The sequence below is a fragment of the Mesorhizobium sp. M1078 genome (assembly GCF_040318615.1).
Lineage (GTDB): Bacteria > Pseudomonadota > Alphaproteobacteria > Rhizobiales > Rhizobiaceae > Mesorhizobium.
In genome coordinates this window covers 104542-120088 of sequence record NZ_JAMYMP010000015.1, presented here as the reverse complement: position 1 = coordinate 120088, position 15547 = coordinate 104542, and the positions used below count along the sequence as shown (strand labels likewise).

Genomic DNA, 15547 nt, shown 5'->3' with positions numbered 1-15547 from the left:
AAATTAATGGCAATGGGAGGAATGCATGTATCTCGGCCTCGATCTCGGCACGTCGGGCGTCAAGGCGCTGTTGATCGATGCCGGGCAGAAGATCATCGGCTCCGGCCATGCTTCGCTTGACGTATCGCGGCCGCATCCCGGCTGGTCCGAACAAAACCCCACGGACTGGATCCGCGCCTGCGAGACGGCCATTGCCGAGCTGAAAGCCTCGCACCCGAAAGAGCTTGCCGCGGTCAAGGGCATCGGCCTTTCCGGCCATATGCATGGCGCCACCTTGCTCGATGCCGGCGACCAGGTGCTGCGCCCCTGCATTCTGTGGAATGATACGCGCAGCCACGCTGAGGCCGCGGCGCTCGATGCCGACCCGCGCTTTCGCCAACTCACCGGGAATATCGTCTTCCCCGGCTTCACGGCGCCGAAACTCGCCTGGGTGAAGAACAATGAGCCCTCCGTCTTCGCCAAAGTGGCGAAGGTGCTTTTGCCGAAGGATTTCCTGCGGCTGTGGCTGACCGGCGAGCATATCTCAGAAATGTCCGACTCGGCCGGCACCTCCTGGCTCGATGTCGGCAAACGGCGCTGGTCCCCCGAGTTGCTTGCGGCGACATCGCTCGACGAAAGGCAGATGCCGTCGCTGGTCGAAGGCACGGAGAAGGCCGGAGCCTTGCGCGCCGAACTGGCCGCCAGCTGGGGCATAGCATCGGGCACCCCGGTTGCCGGCGGCGCCGGCGACAATGCTGCTTCGGCCTGCGGCATGGGCACGGTCGGCGCCGGTCACGCTTTTGTGTCGCTGGGCACATCTGGCGTGCTGTTTGCCGCCAACGCTTCCTACCTGCCCAATCCGGCAAGTGCGGTCCACACCTTCTGCCATGCCCTGCCCAACACCTGGCACCAGATGGGGGTCATCCTGTCTGCGACCGACTCGCTGAACTGGCTGTCGGAGATTTCAGGCAAGAAGGCCGGCGAATTGACCGCCGAACTTGGCGATGTGCTGAAAGCGCCGAGCGGGGTGTCGTTCCTGCCCTATCTCTCGGGCGAGCGCACGCCGCACAATGATTCCGCCATTCGTGGGTCCTTCACCGGACTGGCGCATGAGTCGAGCCGCGCGGTGCTGACGCAAGCCGTGCTCGAGGGCGTTGCCTTCGCATTCCGGGACAGTCTCGAAGCCCTGAAGACCGCCGGCACGGATTTGACCCGGGTAACCGCGATCGGCGGCGGCTCGCGCTCGCGCTACTGGCTGAAGGCGATCGCTACGGCGCTGCAGGTGCCCGTGGACATTCCGGCCGACGGCGATTTCGGTGCTGCCTTTGGCGCGGCGAGGCTTGGTCTGATCGCGGCGACAGGGGCTGATCCGCTGGCGGTGTGCACGGCGCCGAGGACGGATGCGACGATCGAGCCGGATGCTGCGCTTGGCGGGGCGTATGCCGATGCCTATCAGCGCTACCGGGCGCTGTATCCGGCGATCAAAGGCGTGACCGCGTGAGTCGGCGCGAGGCACCCCCCTCTGCCCTGCCGGGCATCTCCCCCGCAAGGGGGGAGATCGGCAGCGTCGGCGGGTATGCCAGTCTTGTAAGGTGGGTGATTAGCGAAGGCGTGGATGCCAGCCAATCTCCCCCCTTGCGGGGGAGATGCCCGGCAGGGCAGAGGGGGGTGTCTCGCGCCACCCTTAATCGATCACTGCGCCGGCACCTTGTCCAGAAACCCGGTGACGCTCTTCAGGCGCCCATTTTCGATAACACCGATATCGGTGCCTTCGATAACCGACGGCACGCCTTCCGGCCCAAGATTCCACGAGAAGCGGATGCGGTCGCCAAACCCGTCCGGCGTACCCTTCAGCGAGAACCGGAAGCCGGCGAAGCGCTGCTGTACGCCGTCGATCAGCCCAGCAACGCCGGCGTGGCCGTCGCCCTGCATGAGCGGATCGCGGTAGCTGACGTCTTCGGTGAAGGTGGCCTTGAGCAGTTCGGCGCGGCGATCCGCATCGGCCTCGTTCCAGGCGGTGATGTAGTTCTGGGCGATCGTGTTGAGGTCGGTCATGGTCTGTCTCCTTCGTTGAGTGGCTTTGACACGAGGCTTTTCACCCCAAGCGAGAGCGAAACCAATTACGCCTGAGGTAATCAGGGTGAATTCGAGAGAGGACAGAAATCATGAGCAGCGGATTTTTCGGCGACATCAAAGCGATCAAGTATGAGGGGCCGGATTCGACCAATCCGCTGGCCTACCGCTTCTACAATCCCGACGAGGTGGTGGCCGGCAAACGGCTGGAAGACCATCTGCGCTTCGCCGTCGCCTACTGGCATTCTTTCGCCTGGCCGGGCGGCGATCCCTTTGGCGGCCAGACCTTCGACCGGCCCTGGTTTCCCAAGGCTGGCGGCGTCGACACGATGGAACTGGCCAAGCTGAAAGCCGACGTCGCCTTCGAGATGTTCTCGCTGCTCGGCGCGCCCTATTTCTGCTTCCACGACGCCGACGTGCGGCCGGAAGGCAAGGATTTCTCCGAAAGTGCCGCGCGGCTCGACGAGATCGCCGACTATTTTGCCGCCAAGATGAAGAAGACCGGCGTCAAACTGCTCTGGGGCACGGCCAACCTGTTCTCCAACCGCCGCTTCATGTCCGGCGCCGCCACCAATCCCGATCCGGATGTCTTCGCCTATGCGGCGGCGACGGTGAAAAGCTGCATCGACGTCACGAAGCGGCTGAAGGGCGAGAATTATGTACTGTGGGGCGGGCGCGAGGGCTATGAAACGCTGCTCAACACCGATCTTGCCCGCGAGCAGGAGCAGGCTGGGCGCTTCCTCAGTCTCGTCGTCGATTACAAGCACAAGATTGGCTTCAAAGGCACGATCCTGATCGAGCCGAAGCCGCAGGAACCGACCAAGCATCAGTACGACTACGACGTTGCCACGGTCTACGGCTTCCTCAAGCGCTTCGGGCTGGAGAAGGAAGTGAAGCTCAACATCGAGCAGGGCCACGCGATTCTCGCCGGCCATTCCTTCGAGCACGAGCTGGCGCTGGCCAATGCGCTCGGCGTCTTCGGCTCGATCGACATGAACCGCAACGACTACCAGTCGGGCTGGGACACCGACCAGTTCCCCAACAATGTGCCGGAGATGGCGCTGGCCTATTACCAGGTGTTGCAGGCCGGCGGCTTCAAGACCGGCGGCACCAATTTCGACGCCAAGCTGCGCCGCCAGTCGCTCGACCCGCAGGACCTGCTGATCGGCCATATCGGCGGCATGGATTCCTGCGCACGAGGCCTCAAGGCAGCCGCCAAGATGGTCGAGGACAAGGCGCTGTCGGGTCCGCTGGCCGAGCGCTATGCCGGTTGGAACACGGCCGAGGGCAAGGCGATGCTGTCGGGCAAGCGCTCGCTGGAAGACATCGCCGAGCGCGTGGTGAAGAAGAAGATCGAGCCGCAGCCACGCTCCGGCCGCCAGGAGTTGCTGGAAAACATCGTCAACCGCTACGTCTAAAGGCGGAAACTCTGTTCGCACGGCTCTAAGGGCGGCGGGATAACAACCTCCGCCCCGAAACTGGTTTGCGCAGGCCTGTGTCCGACGACAAGGTTTTGCCCTTTGCCGCCCCTCAATGACCGCGCTCCTGCCTTCAAACTGCCGTCACGTATCTCGTATAAGGATGCAGTTGTGGCGGGTGAAAAGGAAGGAGGCGAACCGATATGCAGCATGAACGCGAAATCGACGCCCTGCTCTCATCCGGCGAGACCGGATCGATCATCGACCGGCTGATGGCGCTGCCGCGGCCGACCGACAGCGTAAAAAACGAATGGGATCGTGCTGTCAGCAGCCGATTTGAAGTCCGTCTGGCGAGGCAGATGCGCTCGCAGATGGACGCCGGCAGCGATCGACAGAACGCCGCCTGATCTCCCTTTGTCTGTGCATGTCGTTATCCCAAAACCGCGACACACTCTTGGGCGACATGCATCAACCTCGGCGCAGCCTGACCGGGGCTTCGCCGAAAGCTCTTGAAAACGCTCTGGAAAATGCCGCGGCGGACGAGAACCCCGTCCGCCCGGCAATATCCGCCATGGCGATGCGCGTGTCGACCACCAGCCGCCGCGCCGCGCCCAGCCGCAGCCTGAGATAATATGCGCCCGGCGTCTCGCCGATCGACTTGCGAAAAATGCTCTCCAATGTCCGCGCCGTCACCCCGGCGCGTTTTGCCACCGCGTCGATGGTCAGCGGCTGGTCGACATGCGATTCCATCAGCCGGATAGCCTGCGCCAGACGCGGGTCGTAGCCGTCGAGCCGGCCGAGCGAGACCAGCGGCTGCGCGTCGGTCGCGGCGCGCGCCTGGTCGTAGATGAAGACGCTGGCGACATCGAGCGCGACGGCCATGCCGAGCCGGGTGCGGATCAGATGCAGCATCAGGTCGAAGGTCGGCGACGCCCCGCCCGAGGTGAACACCGGTCCGTCGATGACGTAGCGGTCCGGACGCACGTCGACGCCGGGAAAGGCGGAGGAAAAATCCTCCATGTCTTCCCAGTGGGTGGTGGCGCTGCGGCCTTCGAGGAGGCCGGCGCGCGCCACCAGCCATGTGCCGGCCTCGACGCCGCCGCAGGCGCGAGCCGCGCGGGCCGCTCGCCGTAATCCGGAAAGCAGAGCCGATGTCGCGTAATTCTGGGTGCCGAAGCCGGCGACGACGACAAGCACGTCGGTCGGCTCGGCCGCATCGAAGCGGCCCCTGACCGCCACCGGCAGGCCGCATGTGGTGACCGGCGCCTCGCCGGTGACCGAGACCAGTTTGAAATCGAACAGCGTCTCACCTGAGATGCGGTTGGCGGCGCGCAGCGGGTCGACGGTCGACGCCACGCACATGATGGACGAGCCTGAAAACACCAGCAGCGTCACCTTGAGCGGCGATCGCTCAGCGCGAAAGATGGTCGGTTTTTCGCTTTTGATCACGAGAGCTTCGTAAATTGCAAAACAGTTTCCGGCAAGTCGGTCATTGTTAGGGTCTGTTTCTATGGAGAGGAGATGTCCATGCCGCTCGCGATGAACCGTGAGGTTTTCATTACCTGTGCCGTGACCGGGTCCGGCGGCTCGCAGGACCGCTCCCCGCATGTGCCACGCTCGCCCAAGCAGATCGCCGATTCGGCGATCGATGCGGCCAAGGCCGGTGCCGCCATCGTCCACTGCCATGTCCGCGACCCCGAGACCGGCAAGCCGCGCCGCGATGTCCATCTCTACCGCGAAGTGACGGACCGCATCCGCGCGGCAGAAGTCGATGTGATCCTGAACCTGACCGCCGGGATGGGCGGCGACATGGTGTTCGGCTCACCGGAAGCGCCGCTGCCGCTCAATGAAAAAGGCACCGACATGGGCGGCGCCACCAACCGCATGGAACATGTGCGCCAGTGCCTGCCAGAAATCTGCACGCTGGATTGCGGCACCATGAACTTCGCCGAGGCCGATTATGTCATGACCAACACGCCCGGCATGCTGCGCGCAATGGGCGGCATGATGACGGCGCTCGGCGTCAAGCCGGAGATCGAAGCCTTCGATACCGGCCACCTCTGGTTCGCCAAGCAGCTGGTCGAAGAAAAGGTCTTGAATCCCGACGCGCTGGTGCAGCTCTGCATGGGTGTGCCGTGGGGGGCGCCGGACGACCTCAACACCTTCATGGCCATGGTTAACAACGTGCCGTCGACCTGGAACTGGTCGGCCTTCGCCATCGGCCGCAACCAGATGGCCTATGCAGCCGCTGCAGTGCTCGCCGGCGGCAATGTCCGCGTCGGTCTCGAAGACAATCTCTGGCTCGACAAGGGCGTGCTGGCCACCAATGCGCAGCTGGTCGAGCGCGCCGCCAGCATCGTCACCAATCTCGGCGCCAGGATTTTGGGGCCGGAGGAAGTGCGCAGGAAGCTCAACCTCACCAAGCGGGCGCCGATCGCAGCGGCTGCTTAAGACGGGAGCGGATCATGGCTACCGTCAAATTCACTGCGATGAAGGATGGCGACAGGCAAGACTATGAGTTCCTGACCGCCCATGAGATCGACTATGCCGCCAGGACCGGCGAGCGGCTGCTCGACGCACTGGTGCAACTCGACGAAGGCCTGTCGGGCTACAAGATCACCAGGCTCGGCCATTCGCTGCAAGCGGCGACGCGGGCCTGGCGTGACGGCGCCGACACCGACTGGATCGCCTGCGCGCTGCTGCACGACATCGGCGACATCTACGCTCCCTACAATCACGACGAATACGCCGCTTCGATCCTGAAACCTTTCGTGCGCGAGCAATGCACCTGGGTGGTGGAAAAGCATGGCGACTTCCAGCGGCTCTATTACGCGCATCATCTCGGCGGCAACCGCCATGCTCGCGACCGCTTCGCCAGCCATGCCTATTTCGACGATTGCGACCAGTTTTGCGAACGCTGGGACCAGTCGAGCTTCGACCCGGACTTCGACACGCTGCCGATCGAATTCTTCCGGCCCTTCGTGCTCGAAGTCTTCGCCCGCAAGGCCTACGACCCCTCCGTGATCCGCTCCGGCGAGCGCGTGCCTCTCATCGACCCCGAAACCGCCAAGACAAGAACCGGAGCCTGACCATGAGCATCATCAACAAGGCAGCCGCCATTGGCGGCGGTGTCATTGGCGCCGGCTGGGTGGCGCGGCTGCTGCTCAACGGCATCGACGTGTCGATCTTCGATCCGGACCCGGAAGCGTCACGCAAGGTCTCGGAAGTGATGAAGGGCGCGCGCCGCGCCTACAAGCAGATGGTTCCCGGCGGCCTGCCCAGGGAAGGCAGACCGACCTTTGCCAAGACCATCGCCGAGGCGGTGGCCGACGCCGATTTCATCCAGGAGAGCGTGCCGGAGCGGCTCGACCTGAAACACCGCGTGCTGGCCGAGATCGATCTCTACGCGCCGGCCAACGCCATTGTCGGCTCGTCAACCTCGGGTATCAAGCCGACCGACATGCAGGTGGCGATGAAGAAGCATCCGGAGCGGCTGGTTGTCGGACATCCCTTCAACCCGGTCTACCTGCTGCCGCTGGTCGAGATCGTCGGCGGCGAGCAGACGTTCCCCGAAGCGATCGAGGTTGCCAAGGAAATCTATGCCTCGATCGGCATGAAGCCGGTGGTGATCCGCAAGGAGATAGAGGCCTTTGTCGGCGACCGCCTGCTCGAAGCGGCCTGGCGCGAGGCGCTGTGGCTGATCAAGGACGGTATCTGCACGGTCGAGGAACTCGACGACATCATGCGCTATGGCTTCGGCCTGCGCTGGGCGCAGATGGGCATGTTCCAGGTCTACCGCGTCGCCGGCGGCGAGGCCGGCATGCGCCACTTTATGGCGCAGTTCGGGCCGTGCCTGAAATGGCCGTGGACCAAGCTGATGGACGTGCCGGAGTTCAACGACGAGCTGGTCGATCTGATCGCCACCCAGTCGGACGACCAGGCGCATGGCCTGTCGATCCGTGAGCTGGAAAGGATCCGCGACGACAATCTGGTCGCGATCATGGATGCTCTGTCTAAACAGAACAAAGGCAAGGGCTGGGGCGCCGGCGCCTTGCAAAAGGACTATACCAAGCAGTTGGCCAAGCTGGCGGCGAAGAAGCCGGCCGCATCCAGGGCCGCCGAGAAGTCCAAGGCATCCAAGCCGGTAAAGAAGGCGGAAAAACCGAAGAAAAAGAAGAAGGGCTGAAGACCATGGATTTCGGGCTGTCGGAGGAACAGAAGCTCATTGTCGAGACGACGCGCGCTTTCGTCGAGAACGAGCTTTACCCGCATGAACGCGAGGTCGAGCGCACCGGCGTGCTGCGCCGCGAGCTGATCGAGGAGATCAAGGTCAAGGCAATCGAAGCGGGGCTCTATGCGGCCAACATGCCGGCCGATGTCGGTGGCGCCGGCCTCGATACGGTGACTTGGCTGCTCTACGAGAAGGAACTCGGCCGCGCCAACTATGCGCTGCACTGGACCTGCGTCGCGCGCCCCTCCAACATCCTGCTCGCCGGCACGCCCGAGCAGCGCGAAAAATACCTGTTCCCGTGCATCCGCGGCGAGAAGTGGGACTGCCTGGCGATGACCGAGCCCGGCGCCGGCTCCGACCTGCGAGGCATGAAGGCGACCGCGGTGCAGGACGGCGACGACTGGGTCCTTAACGGCACCAAGCATTTCATCTCCCATGCCGATCTTGCCGATTTCGCGATTAGTTTCATGGCTTCGGGCGAGGACGAAACGCCGCGCGGCAAGCGCAAGAAGATCACCGCCTTCTTCGTCGACAAGGGCACCAGGGGGTTCACCGTGCGCGACGGCTACCGCAACGTCTCGCATCGCGGCTACACCAACGCCATCCTCGAATTCGACGATTGCCGCCTGCCGGCAAGCCAGGTGCTGGGTGAGGTCCACAAGGGCTTCGACGTCGCCAATTCCTGGCTCGGCGCCACGCGCCTGCAGGTCGGCGCCACCTGTCTCGGCCGCGCCGAGCGGGCGCTCGGTCATGCCATCGAGTATTCCGCGCAGCGCCAGCAGTTCGGCCAGCAGATTGGCAAGTTCCAGGGCGTGTCGTTCAAGCTCGCCGACATGGCGACGGAATTGAAGGCGGCGGACCTGATGGTGTTCGAAGCCGGCTGGAAGTACGATCAGGGCACCGTCACCGACCAGGACATGGCCATGGCGAAGCTGAAGGCTACCGAAATGCTCGCCTTTGTTGCCGACGAAGCAATCCAGATCCATGGCGGCATGGGGCTGATGGATGACCTGCCGCTGGAGCGCATCTGGCGCGACGCCCGCGTCGAGCGCATCTGGGAAGGCACGTCGGAAATCCAGCGCCACATCATTTCGCGGGCGCTGCTGCGCCCGTTCGGGGCATAAACCATGCATAAGCTTGAACGTCTCCTGCGTCCAAAATCCATCGCCGTGTTCGGCGGGGCGCAGGCCGCTGCCGTCGTCGCGCAATCGATCAAGATGGGCTTTGCCGGCGAAATCTGGCCGGTGCATCCGAACAAGGACGAGGTCGCCGGCCGCAAGGCCTATCGCTCGGTCGCCGACCTTCCCGACGCGCCGGACGCTGCCTTTGTCGGCGTCAACCGGCATCTCACCATCGAGGTAATCAAGGCGCTGGCTGAGCGCGGCGCCGGCGGCGCCGTCTGTTTTGCCGCGGGCTTTCTTGAGACCGAGGCCTATGACGATGACGGCGAGCGGCTGCAGGCCGAACTGGTGGCTGCCGCGGGCCAGATGCCGATCATCGGGCCGAACTGCTACGGCCTGATCAACTATGCCGATGGCGCGCTGCTATGGCCCGACCAGCATGGCGGCATCAGGCTGCCCGAAGGCGCCAAGGGCGTCGCCATTATCACCCAGTCCTCCAACATCGCCATCAACATGACGATGCAGAAGCGCGGCCTGCCGATCGCCTTCCTGATGACCGCCGGCAACCAGGCGCAGACCGGCCTCTCCGAAATGGCGCTCGGCCTGATCGAGGATGAGCGCGTCACCTCGCTCGGCCTGCACATCGAAGCCTTCGATTCGGTAGCCGGCTTCGAGAAGCTGGCGGCGCGGGCGCGCGAACTGAAGAAGCCGATCATCGCCATGAAGGTCGGCCGGTCCGAACAGGCCAGGCAGGCGACCGTCTCGCACACAGCTTCGCTCGCCGGTTCGGATGCCGCTTCGGGCGCTTTCCTGCGGCGGCTCGGCATTGCGCGCGTCGATTCCATCCCCGCCTTTATCGAGGCGCTGAAGCTTCTGCACGTCACAGGACCACTGCCCGGCTATAGACTGTCATCGATGAGTTGCTCGGGCGGCGAAGCCTCTGTCATGGCCGACAGCGCCGAAGGCCGCTGGGTCAATTTCCCGGAGCTCACCAGCAAACACCGCGCCCATGTCAAATCGACGCTCGGGCCGCTGGTCGCGGTCGCCAACCCGTTGGACTATCACACCTTCATCTGGAACAATGAACCGGCGATGACCGCCACCTTCACCGCCATGGTGTCGGGCGGTTTCGACCTCAACATGCTGGTGCTCGATTTCCCGCGCCCCGACCGCTGCTCGGTCACCGACTGGTGGGCGACGCTGCGCGCCTTCGAGGCGGCGCTGAAGACCAACAAGGCGCATGGCGCGATTGTCTCGTCGCTGCCGGAGAACCTGCCGGAGGAATACACCGCCGAGCTGATGGCGCGCGGCATGGTGCCGTTGTTCGGCATTTCCGAGGCCATTGATGCCGCAGGCGCGGCGGCCTTCATCGGCTGGGCCTGGGCCGAGCCGCAGGCGCAGCCGATCGACACGTCGGCTGCAGGTGCTGCCGGCGGCGACCATGTCACCCCTGACGAGGCCGAAGCCAAGGCGCGGCTGATCAAGGCCGGCTTGCCGGTGCCGAAGGCAGAACGTGCCGCTAACGCTGTCGAGGCCGTCATCTCATCCATGGCGCTCGGCTTCCCGGTGGCGCTGAAGGCGCTCGGCGTCACCCACAAATCCGAGGTCGGCGCTGTCAGGCTCAATCTCAAGGACGCCGAATCGGTCAGCACGGCGGCGCATGATCTGCTGCCGCTCGGCACCGGCCTCTATGTCGAACGCATGGTGCGCGACGGCGTTGCCGAGTTGATCGTCGGCTTCACCCGCGATCCGATGTTCGGCGCGGTCATGACACTGGGCACCGGCGGCGTGTTGGTCGAACTGTTGCGCGACAGCGTTACGCTCATGCTGCCGGCGACGCGCGACGACATCGAGGCCGCCCTGCGTGGCCTTAAACTGTTTCCGCTGCTGGACGGCTATCGTGGCCGGCCCAAGGCCGATGTCGGGGCTGCCATCGACGCCATCGCGGGCATTGCCGGCTTCGTGCAGACGAATGCCGGAGAGATCGAGGAACTCGACATCAACCCGCTGATCGTCTGCGCCGAGGGCAAGGGCGCCTGGATCGCCGACGCGCTGCTGGTGCTGGGAGAGAAGAAGAATGTCTGACGTCATTTCCACCCGCCGCGAGGGCACCATCCTCGAGGTCACGCTCGACCGGCCCAAGGCCAACGCCATCGACCTCAAGACCTCGCGGCTGATGGGCGAGACCTTCAAGGCGTTCCGCGACGATCCCGGATTGCGCGTCGCCATCGTCAAGACCGCCGGCGACAAGTTCTTCTGCGCCGGCTGGGATTTGAAGGCAGCCGCCGGTGGCGACGCGGTCGACGGCGACTATGGCGTCGGCGGTTTTGCCGGCCTGCAGGAGCTGCGCGACATGAACAAGCCGATCATTGCCTGCGTCAACGGCATGGCGGTGGGCGGCGGCTTCGAGCTGGCGCTGTCCTGCGACCTCATTTTCGCCTCCGACCATTCCTCCTTCGCCCTGCCCGAAATCCGCGCCGGCACGCTGGCTGATGCCGCGACGATCAAGCTGCCCAAGCGCATTCCCTACCATGTCGCCATGGACCTTCTGCTCACCGGCCGCTGGATGGATGTGGCGGAAGCGCATCGCTGGGGCCTGGTCAACGAAGTGCTGCCCAAGGACAAGCTCGAGGAGCGCGTCTGGGAGATCGCAAGGCTGCTCGCCAGCGGCCCGCCGCTGGTGTTCGCCGCGATCAAGGAGACGGCGCGGGTGGCGGAGGCGCTGACCTTCCAGGACGCGATGAACCGCGTGACGCGTCGGCAATTGGCGACGGTCGATGCGCTGTATGGCTCGGAGGACAATATGGAAGGGTTTCGTGCGTTCGCAGAAAAGCGCGACCCGGTGTGGAAGGGGAAGTAGCCTCTTTACCCTCCTCTCGATGGGGAGGGTCGGACCGAAGGTCCGGGGTGGGGTGATGCGCCACCACCCCCCACCCGCCGCTTCGCGGCGACCTCCCCCATCAAGGGGGAGGTAAAGGAGCTGCATGACCGACTACAAAACCCTCATCGACGCCGAGACCTGGGCCTTCATCGAGAAGACCAACTCCTACTATCCGCCCGACACGATCAACTACACCATCGCCCAGCAGCGTGCGATCTATGACAGGATGTGCCGCGAGTTTTTTGCCGGCTATCCCGATGGCGTGACGGCGGAAACAATCATTGCCGCCCACGACATCCCGATCCGCATTTATCGCAGCGCGACACCGGGCCATGCCGCGATGGTGCTTTACATCCATGGCGGCGGCTTCATCCTCGGTGGGCTGGACAGCCATGACGATGTCTGCGCCGAGCTGTGCGCCCGGACCGGCTTCGAAGTGGTCTCCATCGACTACCGGCTGGCGCCGGAGCATCTGCACCCGGCCGCCTTCGACGATGCGCTGCATGCCTTTGAATGGGCGGCCTCAAACTACGACTGCCCTATTTTGCTCTGCGGCGACAGCGCCGGCGGCAATCTCTGCGCGGCTCTCGCCCACGCGACGCGCAGCCATGCCAAAAAGTCGATCGGCCAGGTGCTGATCTATCCCGGCCTCGGCGGCGACCGTTCGCAAGGCTCCTATTTGACGCATGCGGAAGCGCCGATGCTGACGGCGCGCGATCTCGACTTCTACAGGGATATCCGCACCGGCGGCCTCAATGGGACCGGCGACATCACTTTGTATCCACTGGCCGACGCAGATTTCATCGGCCTGCCACCGACAGTGCTGATCACCGCGCAATGCGACCCGCTGTCGTCGGACGGCGAGGCCTATCGCGACCGCGTCCTCGCTGCCGGCGGCCATGCCGCCTGGTTCGAGGAGCCGGGACTGGTGCACGGCTATCTCCGGGCCAGGCACACGGTCGGCCGGGCCCGCGCCAGCTTCAACCGTATCGTCGAAGCGGTGTCGGTGCTGGGCAAGGGCGACTGGATCTGGTGATCCGGCTCAACCGCGGACAAAGGCGATCAGCGCCTCGGCCATGCGATCGTTGAACTCCCGGCGAAAGCGGTTTTTCTTCAGCCATTCCGGGTTTGAGCCGACGGTCTTGTTGGCATCGACGACAATACCTTTGCCGTCGACGATGAAATAGTCGATGGCGCCGAAATCCAGATTGAGCCTTTGCCGCACCGCCAGCACCTCCGGCGGGACGGCGCCGCCCACCTCATTGCTCAGGATTTTTGAGCCGGCGCACAACACATCGTCGTAGACCTGCCGCATGTTGACCTCGGCACCGAGCAGGAACATGTAGCGGTGCTTGACGATGGGCAGGTCGAGCGTATCGAAAGCGAACTTTTCCACCATCAGGCGATTGTTGCGCCATACATCCCGCGGAACCTCGCCGATCGTCTGGTAGACCTTATAGGGCGGGCACAGGCGGTCCTTGTAGCCGGGTTCGAAGAGCTTGCGGATGGCATGCGCGCTCCTGGTCAGGCCGTTGCGATGCTGCCACCAGCGCTGCTCTGGTCGGCCCCTGGAGTTGAGGACCGTCTTGACGACAACCGGCCCCTCGTGGCTGTCGCCTGCCTCCAGCTTCAGTGTCGAATAAAGGTGCCGGTGGATGGACAGCGCGCGGCCATTGATGGTGCGGTCGTAGAGGTGGCCGAGACCGCGGTACGTTGGCGGCACGATTGTCAGGTCGACATGCAGAAAGGCCACCGGCGCCCGATCTCGGCCGGCCGGCCGGTCGAGCAGGCGCACTTTCAATCCAGCCTGTTCCAGGTAAGGCAGTAACTGCGCGATGCAATAGCTCCGCACCAGTCGGAAATTGCGCAGGCTCTCTACATAGACATCGAGATCGGCGGCAGACACCGAACGCTATTCCTTGATATCGACGCCCGAGAAATCGTGGTGATCAAAGGGGTCCATGACATAGCCCGTCACCTGTTCGCGCATCGGGATCGAGACCACGGAGTGGGCGATAGCGACCCACGGCATCTGCTCCCTGAAGATCGTTTGCGCCTGCGAATAGAGTTTTGCGCGGGCAGCGGGATCGACGATCCCGGCTGCCTGCTTGAGCAGATCGTCGAAGGCCGGAAAACACCAGTTGGCACGATTGGTGGTGCCGACGCCGGCACAGCCAAGCGGGACCGACAGGAAGTTATCGGGGTCGCCATTGTCGCCGGTGAAGCCGAACAGCATGGCGCCGTCGCGGTCGCGTGACTTCGAGCGGGCAAGGTATTCAGTCCACTCATACGTCACGACTTCCGCGGTGACACCGATCTTTGCCAGGTCGGACTGGATCATTTCGGCCATACGCTGCGCATTCGGGTTATACGGACGCTGCACCGGCATCGCCCAGATCTTCATGTGCAGGTCTTTTACGCCGGCATCGGCGAGCCCCTGCCTGGCGGCAGCGGGGTCGAAGACATGATCGGGGCTCGTCTTGTCATAGGCCCAGGAGGTTGGCGGCAGCGGATTGCGTGCGACTTCGCCGGTGCCGCGGAACACGACGTCGACCAGCGCCTGCGTGTCGATGGCAATGGCGATCGCCTTCCTCACCCTTGGATCGTCGAAGGGCTTCTGCAAGGTGTTGAAGGCGAGGTATCCCGTATTGAGGCCCTCCTGCCGCATGACCTTGATTCCGGGCGTCGCCTTGATCGCCTCCAGGTCGGCCGGATTTGGATAGGGCATGAGATCGCATTCGCCGGCGCGCAGCTTTTCCATGCGAATGCTGGCATCGGTGGCAATGGCGAAGACGAGATCGTCGATCTTCGGCTTGCCGCGCCAGTAGTCCGGATTGGCCTTGTAGCGGATGACTGCATCCTGCTGGTAGTCGACAAGCTGGAACGGACCCGTCCCGACCGGCTTCAGCGCCAGGTCGAGAAGCCGCTTCTCTGCGACGAGCTTGTCGGCATATTCCTTGGAAACGACCGAAGCGAAATCCATCGCCAGGTCGGCAAGCATCGGCGAATGCGGCGCCTTCAGCGTCATCACCACAGTATGGTCGTCAAGCTTGCGCCAACCGGCGACAAGATCCGGCATGCCGATGCCGTCGAAGTAAATGTACTGGCGTTTGGCGTAATTGTTGAACGGGTTCTGCGCGTTGGCCTGCCGGTCGAAGGTGAACAGCACATCATCGGCGTTGAAGTCGCGGCTCGGCGTAAAACCCTCGACGCTGTGGAATTTCACGCCGTGCCGCAGGTGGAATGTGTAGGTGAGGCCGTCGTCGGAAATCTCCCAGCTTTCGGCAAGGCTGGGGCGCACCTTGGTGGTGCCGGGCTCGAACTCGACCATGCGGTTGTAGAGAGCGGTGGCCGAGGCGTCGCGGGATCCGGAGGCGAGTGCGGGATCGAACGTATCGGGGCTAACCTCGGTGCAGTAGACCAAGGTCTTGGCTACGGATTGATGGACCGGCAACGCACATGGAAAAAGCGCCGCCAGCAAGAGAACGAAGTGCCTGCGTGTCATGATCCCCCCAGGGTTGGGAAGACGCTAGCAGAAGCCGGCACTGACGGTAAGTAAGCCGGCCGGTCTTTCGCGCGCCAAGACTGTTTTCCACCTTGAGTTGACACAAGGAATTGGCCGCGCCTCTGTGAAATGGCGGACAGACCCGGCCGCCGTTTTGCATGAACCTTTCCGCTCCAGCCTGCGACTGACTACCAGGCGCCGCATGGTGCGGGCCGGAAAGGATGCCCCATGACCAGGACCCCAGAGGCTCCACGGTCTCCGGGACCAACGCAAGCTCAGCGCGACCACCGCCTTCGGGATGGAGTCGATGCGCTGGGCTTTCGGCTGATTCCGTTGACC

At 63.9% G+C, this 15547-nt stretch carries 14 protein-coding genes; 10 read left to right on the top strand and 4 right to left on the bottom strand.

Annotated elements, in window-relative coordinates:
• Nucleotides 1-25: 25 nt before the first annotated feature.
• The gene (gene xylB, locus NKH38_RS20390; protein ID WP_023729680.1) at nt 26-1480 is read left to right on the top strand and encodes a xylulokinase; all 1455 of its coding nucleotides are present in this window, start codon (nt 26-28) and stop codon (nt 1478-1480) included.
• A gap of 191 nt (nt 1481-1671) precedes the next feature.
• On the opposite strand, the gene NKH38_RS20385 is transcribed toward xylB, so the two are convergent.
• Nucleotides 1672-2034, bottom strand: a complete 363-nt coding sequence (locus NKH38_RS20385) for a nuclear transport factor 2 family protein (RefSeq protein WP_023689938.1) — start codon at nt 2032-2034, stop codon at nt 1672-1674.
• Between the two features lie 110 nt (nt 2035-2144).
• Between NKH38_RS20385 and xylA the strand changes: the two genes are divergently transcribed.
• Both xylA and NKH38_RS20375 read left to right on the top strand, forming a co-directional pair.
• On the top strand, nt 2145-3470 hold the full coding sequence (gene xylA, locus NKH38_RS20380; RefSeq protein ID WP_023684279.1) for a xylose isomerase: 1326 nt from the start codon (nt 2145-2147) through the stop codon (nt 3468-3470).
• A 203-nt stretch (nt 3471-3673) separates the two neighbouring features.
• Nucleotides 3674-3877 carry a hypothetical protein gene (locus NKH38_RS20375; protein WP_023668865.1) on the top strand — a complete coding sequence of 68 codons (204 nt, stop codon included), beginning with the start codon at nt 3674-3676 and terminating at the stop codon, nt 3875-3877.
• Between the two features lie 61 nt (nt 3878-3938).
• Here the strand turns inward: NKH38_RS20375 and NKH38_RS20370 are convergent, their stop codons facing one another.
• Nucleotides 3939-4919, bottom strand: coding sequence for a GlxA family transcriptional regulator (locus tag NKH38_RS20370; RefSeq protein WP_023668864.1), 981 nt, complete (start codon nt 4917-4919; stop codon nt 3939-3941).
• Between the two features lie 78 nt (nt 4920-4997).
• On the opposite strand from NKH38_RS20370, the gene bcoG reads away from it, so the two are divergent.
• From bcoG to NKH38_RS20335, 7 genes are all read left to right on the top strand, one after another.
• On the top strand, nt 4998-5921 hold the full coding sequence (gene bcoG, locus NKH38_RS20365) for a 3-dehydrocarnitine:acetyl-CoA trimethylamine transferase BcoG (RefSeq protein WP_023668863.1): 924 nt from the start codon (nt 4998-5000) through the stop codon (nt 5919-5921).
• A gap of 14 nt (nt 5922-5935) precedes the next feature.
• Nucleotides 5936-6559 carry an HD domain-containing protein gene (locus NKH38_RS20360; RefSeq protein WP_023696919.1) on the top strand — a complete coding sequence of 208 codons (624 nt, stop codon included), beginning with the start codon at nt 5936-5938 and terminating at the stop codon, nt 6557-6559.
• Between the two features lie 2 nt (nt 6560-6561).
• Nucleotides 6562-7656 carry a 3-hydroxyacyl-CoA dehydrogenase NAD-binding domain-containing protein gene (locus tag NKH38_RS20355; protein WP_352762739.1) on the top strand — a complete coding sequence of 365 codons (1095 nt, stop codon included), beginning with the start codon at nt 6562-6564 and terminating at the stop codon, nt 7654-7656.
• Nucleotides 7657-7661: 5 nt separating this feature from the next.
• Nucleotides 7662-8825: an acyl-CoA dehydrogenase family protein gene (locus NKH38_RS20350; protein WP_352762736.1), complete on the top strand. Its 1164-nt coding sequence runs from the start codon at nt 7662-7664 to the stop codon at nt 8823-8825.
• A gap of 3 nt (nt 8826-8828) precedes the next feature.
• Nucleotides 8829-10907, top strand: coding sequence for an acetate--CoA ligase family protein (locus NKH38_RS20345; RefSeq protein WP_352762735.1), 2079 nt, complete (start codon nt 8829-8831; stop codon nt 10905-10907).
• Complete coding sequence (locus NKH38_RS20340) at nt 10900-11682, top strand: carnitinyl-CoA dehydratase (RefSeq protein ID WP_023711294.1); 783 nt, start codon at nt 10900-10902, stop codon at nt 11680-11682. Before NKH38_RS20345 ends, NKH38_RS20340 begins: the two co-directional genes overlap by 8 nt.
• Nucleotides 11683-11806: 124 nt before the next feature.
• Nucleotides 11807-12739: an alpha/beta hydrolase gene (locus NKH38_RS20335; protein ID WP_352762732.1), complete on the top strand. Its 933-nt coding sequence runs from the start codon at nt 11807-11809 to the stop codon at nt 12737-12739.
• Nucleotides 12740-12745: 6 nt separating this feature from the next.
• Here the strand turns inward: NKH38_RS20335 and NKH38_RS20330 are convergent, their stop codons facing one another.
• Entirely contained in the window at nt 12746-13609 is an 864-nt protein-coding gene (locus NKH38_RS20330) for a hypothetical protein (protein ID WP_352762730.1), read from the bottom strand.
• A gap of 6 nt (nt 13610-13615) precedes the next feature.
• Nucleotides 13616-15208, bottom strand: coding sequence for an ABC transporter substrate-binding protein (locus tag NKH38_RS20325; RefSeq protein ID WP_352762728.1), 1593 nt, complete (start codon nt 15206-15208; stop codon nt 13616-13618).
• Nucleotides 15209-15547 lie beyond the last annotated feature (339 nt).

Coding starts and splice junctions, on each gene's coding strand:
- xylB (WP_023729680.1), top strand. CDS start 26: ATGTATCTCGGCCTCGATCTCGGCACGTCGGGCGTCAAGGCGCTGTTG.
- NKH38_RS20385 (WP_023689938.1), bottom strand. CDS start 2,034: ATGACCGACCTCAACACGATCGCCCAGAACTACATCACCGCCTGGAAC.
- xylA (WP_023684279.1), top strand. CDS start 2,145: ATGAGCAGCGGATTTTTCGGCGACATCAAAGCGATCAAGTATGAGGGG.
- NKH38_RS20375 (WP_023668865.1), top strand. CDS start 3,674: ATGCAGCATGAACGCGAAATCGACGCCCTGCTCTCATCCGGCGAGACC.
- bcoG (WP_023668863.1), top strand. CDS start 4,998: ATGCCGCTCGCGATGAACCGTGAGGTTTTCATTACCTGTGCCGTGACC.
- NKH38_RS20360 (WP_023696919.1), top strand. CDS start 5,936: ATGGCTACCGTCAAATTCACTGCGATGAAGGATGGCGACAGGCAAGAC.
- NKH38_RS20355 (WP_352762739.1), top strand. CDS start 6,562: ATGAGCATCATCAACAAGGCAGCCGCCATTGGCGGCGGTGTCATTGGC.
- NKH38_RS20350 (WP_352762736.1), top strand. CDS start 7,662: ATGGATTTCGGGCTGTCGGAGGAACAGAAGCTCATTGTCGAGACGACG.
- NKH38_RS20345 (WP_352762735.1), top strand. CDS start 8,829: ATGCATAAGCTTGAACGTCTCCTGCGTCCAAAATCCATCGCCGTGTTC.
- NKH38_RS20340 (WP_023711294.1), top strand. CDS start 10,900: ATGTCTGACGTCATTTCCACCCGCCGCGAGGGCACCATCCTCGAGGTC.
- NKH38_RS20335 (WP_352762732.1), top strand. CDS start 11,807: ATGACCGACTACAAAACCCTCATCGACGCCGAGACCTGGGCCTTCATC.
- NKH38_RS20325 (WP_352762728.1), bottom strand. CDS start 15,208: ATGACACGCAGGCACTTCGTTCTCTTGCTGGCGGCGCTTTTTCCATGT.